This window comes from Mycobacterium sp. TH-M106 (assembly GCF_057473765.1).
The window spans coordinates 1-6,328 of the sequence record NZ_JBYCLE010000415.1 but is presented as its reverse complement, the minus strand read 5'-3'; the positions used below and the strand labels follow the sequence as shown (position 1 = coordinate 6,328).

At 67.0% G+C, this 6,328-nt stretch carries 8 protein-coding genes; 5 read left to right on the top strand and 3 right to left on the bottom strand.

From position 1 onward, the window contains the following. The coding region (locus AC2VOP_RS14550; protein WP_486961631.1) for a carbonic anhydrase at nucleotides 1-242 on the bottom strand (242 nt) is incomplete at its 3' end. Here AC2VOP_RS14550 and AC2VOP_RS14545 point away from each other — a divergent pair. After that, a complete protein-coding gene (locus AC2VOP_RS14545; RefSeq protein ID WP_486961630.1) occupies nucleotides 241-1,152 on the top strand; it encodes an HhH-GPD family protein in 912 nt (303 codons plus the stop codon). The two genes, AC2VOP_RS14550 and AC2VOP_RS14545, sit on opposite strands and share 2 nt — an antisense overlap. Nucleotides 1,153-1,171: 19 nt before the next feature. On the opposite strand, the gene AC2VOP_RS14540 is transcribed toward AC2VOP_RS14545, so the two are convergent. Beyond that, nucleotides 1,172-1,945, bottom strand: coding sequence for an alpha/beta fold hydrolase (locus AC2VOP_RS14540; protein WP_486961629.1), 774 nt, complete (start codon nucleotides 1,943-1,945; stop codon nucleotides 1,172-1,174). Between the two features lie 66 nt (nucleotides 1,946-2,011). Here AC2VOP_RS14540 and mhuD point away from each other — a divergent pair, with 66 nt between their 5' ends. The 4 genes from mhuD (at nucleotide 2,012) to nicT (ending at nucleotide 5,694) form a co-directional block, all read left to right on the top strand. Then, nucleotides 2,012-2,329 carry a mycobilin-forming heme oxygenase MhuD gene (mhuD, locus tag AC2VOP_RS14535; RefSeq protein WP_486961628.1) on the top strand — a complete coding sequence of 106 codons (318 nt, stop codon included), beginning with the start codon at nucleotides 2,012-2,014 and terminating at the stop codon, nucleotides 2,327-2,329. Then, nucleotides 2,289-3,668 carry a serine hydrolase gene (locus AC2VOP_RS14530; protein ID WP_486961627.1) on the top strand — a complete coding sequence of 460 codons (1,380 nt, stop codon included), beginning with the start codon at nucleotides 2,289-2,291 and terminating at the stop codon, nucleotides 3,666-3,668. The genes mhuD and AC2VOP_RS14530 overlap by 41 nt, the downstream gene beginning before the upstream one ends. A 107-nt stretch (nucleotides 3,669-3,775) precedes the next feature. Beyond that, entirely contained in the window at nucleotides 3,776-4,471 is a 696-nt protein-coding gene (locus AC2VOP_RS14525; protein ID WP_486961626.1) for a YcnI family copper-binding membrane protein, read from the top strand. 2 nt (nucleotides 4,472-4,473) lie between these two features. Then, nucleotides 4,474-5,694 carry a Nickel transporter NicT gene (gene nicT / locus AC2VOP_RS14520; protein ID WP_486961625.1) on the top strand — a complete coding sequence of 407 codons (1,221 nt, stop codon included), beginning with the start codon at nucleotides 4,474-4,476 and terminating at the stop codon, nucleotides 5,692-5,694. Nucleotides 5,695-5,705: 11 nt separating this feature from the next. On the opposite strand, the gene AC2VOP_RS14515 is transcribed toward nicT, so the two are convergent. Further along, a partial coding sequence (locus AC2VOP_RS14515) for an AAA family ATPase (RefSeq protein WP_486961624.1) occupies nucleotides 5,706-6,328 on the bottom strand: 623 nt, incomplete at its 5' end.

The window sequence follows — 6,328 nt, the reverse complement described above, 5'->3', positions numbered from 1 at the left end:
GAGTCGATGACGTGCCCGGCGGTGCGCACCACGAACATGTCGCCCAGACCCTGGTCGAAGATGATCTCGGCGGCCACCCGGCTGTCGCCGCAACCGAACACCACCGCCGTCGGCTGCTGTCCCTCGACCAGCGCGTCCCGGCGCTCGACGTCCTGGTTGGGATGCGCGGGCCGACCGGCGACGAACCGCCCGTTACCCTCCTTGAGTGCTTTCCAGGCGGTTATCGGGTTGGTGTTCGGCATGGCTGCCATTGTGCCGCGACCCGATGAGCATCCGATGAAAATCAGCGCGGACGAACTGCTGGGCTGGTACGCCTCGGCCCGCCGGAACCTACCGTGGCGCGCCCCCGGCGTCAGCGCCTGGCAGATCCTGGTCAGCGAATTCATGCTGCAGCAGACCCCGGTGGTGCGGGTGCTTGGAGTCTGGCCGGTGTGGGTGGCCCGCTGGCCCACCGCTTCAGCGACCGCCGCCGCGACACCAGCCGACGTGCTGCGGGCCTGGGGCAAGCTGGGTTACCCGCGCCGGGCCAAACGCCTGCACCAGTGCGCCGTCGTGATCGCCCGAGATTTCGCCGACGTGGTGCCCGACGACGTGGAAACCCTGCAGCGGCTGCCCGGTGTCGGTAGCTACACCGCGCACGCGGTGGCCTGCTTCGCGTACCACAAGCCGGTCCCGGTGGTGGACACCAATGTTCGCCGGGTGGTGGCTCGTGTGGTGCACGGGCGCGCGGATGCGGGCCCGGCGTCGCCGGCCCGCGATCACGCCGACGTTGCCGCTCTGCTGCCGCACGACAGCAGCGCGCCACGGTTTTCCGCGGCGTTGATGGAGCTCGGCGCGACGGTGTGCACCGCACGAGCACCGCGCTGTGGGTCGTGTCCGCTGAGCTCATGCGGCTGGAGTCAGGCCGGCTACCCGCCGGCGGCCGATGCTGGGCGCCGCAGTCAGCGCTATGCCGGCACCGACCGCCAGGTGCGGGGCCGACTGCTGGATGTGCTGCGGACCAATGACTCTCCGGTCAGCCGAGCGCAACTGGATGCGGCGTGGCTCACCGACAGCGCCCAGCGGGAACGGGCCCTGGCGTCGCTGCTGCTCGACGGTCTGGTGCAGCAGACTGCCGGCGGTCTGTTCGCCCTGCCCGGCGAAGACCTCTGAGGGTCGCAAATCCCAGCGGTCACTTCGGCAACCGGGTCAAAAATGATTCGACCGCCTGCCGGTAGACCTGTGGCGCCTCGTCGTGAACCAGATGACCCGCGTCTGCGACACGCAGATAGCTGGTCCGATAACCGGTTTGGCGCATCATCAGCATCTGCCCGGGTGGTGTGACCGTGTTGCCGGCCTCGATGAGCAACGTTGGCGATCGCACCGCCCGCCACTGCGCCCAGTAGTCGCGAGTTCCCCACTCGGCGGCGATCTCGATCCAGTGCGAAACGCGGCCGTGCAACCGCCATCCGGTTTCCGTGCGGTCGAAAGACTCCAGGAAGTACCGCCCGGCGACGTCACCGAACTCAGCGAATATCTGTTCGGCGCTGCCGAATTCGACCGGAAGTGCATGCAGCCACGGCTCCCACGGCCCGGTGGTGTGGCCCCTGAAATCCGGCGCCATGTCCTCGACCACCAGCGCGGAGACTAGCCCGGGGTGCCGTGCGGCCAGGCACCAGGAGTGCAGCGCTCCCATCGAATGGCCGACCAGGCGCACCGGTACCCCGAGCGGCGCCACCGCATCGGCCAAGTCAGCGACGAAGCGTTCGGTGTTGATCGGGTACACCTCGACGGTGTCACGGCCCCGGTGCCACGGAGCGTCGTAGGTGTAGACCTCGCCTAGCCGGGTCAGCCACGGCAGCTGACGCGACCAGGTGGTGCCGCGGCCCATCAAGCCGTGCACCAGAATCAACGGCTCGCCCCGCCCGCCGCGGTGGGTCAACAGATCAGCCGGCGCGCCGCGCATGAGTTCTATCTTGCAGTTCCCTCCTGTGCCGACCCGGCACGGTTGGCCGCACGGTAGCCTGTCCGCATGCCAGTGGTGAAGATCAACGCAATCGAGGTGCCCCCGGGTGCGGGCCCCGAACTGGAGAAGCGGTTCGCCAACCGTGCGCACACTGTCGACAATGCCGCGGGTTTCCTCGGCTTTCAGCTGCTGCGCCCGGTCAAAGGCGAAGACCGCTACTTCGTGGTGACGCAGTGGGAGTCCGACCAGGCGTTCCAGGACTGGGCGACCAACCAGGGCGCCGCGGCGCACAGCGGCCACCACAAACCGGTTGCGACCGGCGCGTCGCTGCTGGAATTCGAGGTTGTGTTGGACGTTGCCGGCGGGCCGAGCGTGCAGGCGTAGCTCGGTGCGGCGACGTGTACTGGCGTCGGCGATCGCCGCCACGCTGGCCGCCGCACCCGGCGCCGGCTGCGCCCCGTCTCTCGCGCCGCCCGCAGATGCGGGGAACAGCGGGGTGCGCATCGACATCAGGACCCCGCCGGGCCTGCGGGCCAAGCAGACCATCGACATGCTGAACTCCGACTGGCCGATCGGCCCGGTGGGAGTGCGTACGCTGGCGGCGCGCGACATCGTCGACGAGGTCGTCACCACGATGGAGTCGCTGTGGTGGGATCGCCCGTTCGACGTGGCCGGTGTCGACACCCGGGCCGGGGCGGCCACAGTGCACCTGATCACCTCCTACGGCGCCCGCCAGGACGTCGAAATCCACACCGACGACGACGGGATGGTGGACCGGTTCCGGGCCACCACCGAAACCCCGCCGATCGCCTCGTGGCGCGACGTCGACGCGGTGCTCTCCCGGACTGGCGCCCGGTATTCCTATCAAGCTGCCCGGGTCGACGACGGGGTCTGTCACCCGGTAGCGGGTGCCAACACAGGCGAATCTCTGCCACTCGCATCGATTTTCAAGCTGTACGTGTTGCAGGCGGTGGCGGACGCAGTCAAGGCTGGGACGCTGTCCTGGGGCGATCAGCTGACCGTCACCGGACGGGCCAAGGTCGTCGGGTCCTCGGGATTGGAGGAACTGCCCGACGGGGCTCGGGTGTCGGTGCGAACGGCTGCCGAGAAAATGATCGCCACCAGTGACAACATGGCCACCGACCTGCTGATCGCGCGCGTGGGCACGCACGCCGTGGAGCAGGCCCTGGCCAGGGCCGGGCACCACGATCCGGCCAGCATGATGCCGTTTCCCACCATGTACGAGCTGTTCTCGGTCGGCTGGGGCGAACCCGACCTGCGCGAGCAATGGCAGCGGGGCTCCCCGCAGGAACGGACACACCTGCTACAGCAGGCCAATTCCCGTCCATACCAACCCGATCCGGCCCGCGCGCACGTCCCGGCGTCGACGTACGGCGCCGAGTGGTACGGCAGCGCCGAGGACATCTGCCGGGTGCATGCCGCACTGCAAACCGGGGCGGTCGGCAAGGCCGCACCGGTCAAAGACATCATGGCCGCCGTCAGCGGCATTGGGCTGAGCCGCACCCAGTGGCCCTATGTCGGCGCGAAAGCCGGTGGACTGCCCGGCGATCTGACGTTCAGCTGGTACGCAGTCGACAAGACCGGCCAGGCGTGGGTGGTCAGCTTCCAGTTGAACTGGCGACGTGACCACGGTAAGAGCGTGACGGGCTGGCTGCTGCACATCGCCGAACAGGTCTTCGCGCTGCTGCCGGCCGCACCTTAGCCGGCTGCCCGGCCAGTTACCGCCAGCCACCGTCATATACCGTCATATACCAGGCCCCGGCGATACTGGCGATACGATGGCACTCACCCCGGAAAGGACGTCATCGCATGAGAATCCCGGCACGTGTCGCCTTGCTCACCGCCGTCACCGTTGTTTCCGCAGTGGCGACGCTTCGTCTCGCCACGCCCGCCGCGGCACAAGTCAAGGTGTCCGGTGTCGATGCGAAGCCGGGCAGTTACGGCATGCTCACATTTCGCGTTCCTACCGAATCCGACACCGCTTCGACAACCGAACTGCGGGTGATGCTGCCCGAAGCCACCCCGCTGTATCGGATCTCCACCCAAGCCAAGCCCGGCTGGACCGTCAACATCACGTTCAAGGATCTGCCCGAGCCGCGGACCGACCGCGACGGCACTGTGCACACCCAGTTCGCGACCGAGGTGGGCTGGAGAGCCGATAATCCGGAGGCGGCGATCAAGCCTCACCAGTTCGACACGTTCAACATCTCCGTCGGCCCGCTGCCCAACCAGCCGCTGCTGGAGCTGCCGGCCCAGCAGGTCTACAGCGACGGGCGAGCGGTGAACTGGGACGAACAGTCGGTGCCCGGCGAAGCCGAACCCGGGCACCCTGTGCCGGTCCTGACCCTGTCGCCGGCACCATCGCGCGTCGACGTCGTGGAGACCAACGAGGCTATCGTCGACAGCACCCCGGTCTGGCCGGCCGTGGTCGCGCTGGCCGTCAGCGGCGTCGCGTTGTTGATTGCGCTCGCAAACTTCGTGCTGCTACGGCGGCGGGGCAGTTAGCGTTGGCTGATCCCGGCACCCGATCGCCCGGCCCAGGTGGCCGACATAACCAAGGTATTCGTGGCCTGGCGGCGATCTGGGACCGCCGTGACCGCATCGACATCGGTGTGCTGTTTTCCGTGATCGCGCTGATGCATGTGGTCGGTTTCACCACTTTGATTTTGGTGATCGCACCACAGCACTACCAGTCCGGCGCCGGAGCGTTCGGCGTCGGGCTGGGGGTCACCGCCTACCTGTTCGGCCTGCGGCACGGGTTCGACGCCGACCATATCGCCGCTATCGACAACACCACCCGCAAACTGATGACCGACGGCCAAAAACCCAAATCGGTCGGCTTCTGGTTCGCCATGGGCCATTCCAGCGTGGTGTTGGCGATGGCCTTGCTGGTGATCGCCGGCACGCGGGCGGTGGGCACCCTGGTCGACAACGACTCGTCGGCCCGCCGTGTGCTCGGTTTCACCGGAATGTTCGCTTCGGGACTGTTTCTCTACCTGATCGCGATCATGAACATCATTGCGATGGCAGGGATTTGGCGTGCATTCGTCGCGATGCGGCGAGGCAGCTACTCCGACGAGGAACTCGAAGCCGCCCTGAACGACCGGGGCTTCTTGGCGCGCCTGCTACGCCCGATCATGCATCGGATCACGCATCCGGTGCAGATGTACCCGGTCGGTATGTTGTTCGGGATCGGCTTCGACACCGCCACTGAGATCGCATTGTTGGCGCTGGCCGGCAGCGGCGCCGCCGCGGGTTTGCCGTGGTACGCGATCTTGTTGCTCCCGCTGCTGTTCGCGGCCGGGATGACGCTGATGGACACCGCCGACGGCTTGCTGATGACCGCGGCCTACGACTGGGCATTCATGCAGCCCGCCCGCAAGATCTACTACAACTTCACCGTCACCGGTCTGTCGATCGCGGTGGCGCTGCTGATCGGGTCGATCGAACTGGTCTCGATCCTGCACGACGATCTCCACTGGAACGACCCGGTGACCAACCGGATCAGTGGCATCAGCTTGAACAACGCCGGGCTGGTGATCGTCGCCTTGTTCATCGTCACCTGGCTCGGCGCAATCGGCTACTGGAAGCTGGGCAAGCTGGAACGACGATGGCAGCACGACCAGCGGGATGGGCAACCTTGGCAACCCGGGCCGCCCAGGCAGCCCACGGCCACGTCGGACGAGCTGCGGACTGAAGCCGATTGTCCGTCGAGGCGCGGATCGTGACCGGACTGGGCCTATTCGTCGGCCGACGCGCCGTGGGCGCCGGCCTTGGCTAGATCGGCTGAGGTGCCCTGGGTCGGTGCTTCCGGCTTGGGAGTGCCGGTGAAAGTGAGCACCGCGTCTTCGGTGGAGGATTCCCCGTCCCAGTTGTCCACGTCGACGGTGACCACCTGGCCCGGGCCGACCTCTTCGAACAGGATCTTCTCCGAGAGCTGATCCTCGATCTCGCGTTGGATGGTTCGCCGCAGCGGACGAGCACCGAGCACCGGGTCGAACCCCCGCTTGGCCAGCAGCGCCTTCGCGGAGTCGGTGAGTTCTAGTGCCATGTCCTTGGCCTTGAGCGCCTTGGCGACCCGACTGATGATCAAGTCGACCATCCGGATGATCTCGTCGCGGGTCAGCTGGTGGAAGACGATGATGTCGTCGATGCGGTTGAGGAACTCCGGCCGGAAGTGCTTCTTCAGCTCGTCGTTGACCTTCAGCTTCATCCGCTCGTAGTCGTTCTCCCCGCCGCCCTGAGTGAAGCCCAGCCCGACCGCTTTGGAGATGTCGGCGGTACCGAGGTTGGAGGTGAAGATCAGCACGGTGTTCTTGAAGTCCACCGTGCGGCCCTGCCCGTCGGTGAGCCGGCCGTCCT

Excerpts from the sequence above, each read along its gene's own strand:
- AC2VOP_RS14545 (WP_486961630.1), top strand. The coding sequence starts at position 241 with ATGGCTGCCATTGTGCCGCGACCCGATGAGCATCCGATGAAAATCAGC.
- AC2VOP_RS14540 (WP_486961629.1), bottom strand. The coding sequence starts at position 1,945 with ATGCGCGGCGCGCCGGCTGATCTGTTGACCCACCGCGGCGGGCGGGGC.
- mhuD (WP_486961628.1), top strand. The coding sequence starts at position 2,012 with ATGCCAGTGGTGAAGATCAACGCAATCGAGGTGCCCCCGGGTGCGGGC.
- AC2VOP_RS14525 (WP_486961626.1), top strand. The coding sequence starts at position 3,776 with ATGAGAATCCCGGCACGTGTCGCCTTGCTCACCGCCGTCACCGTTGTT.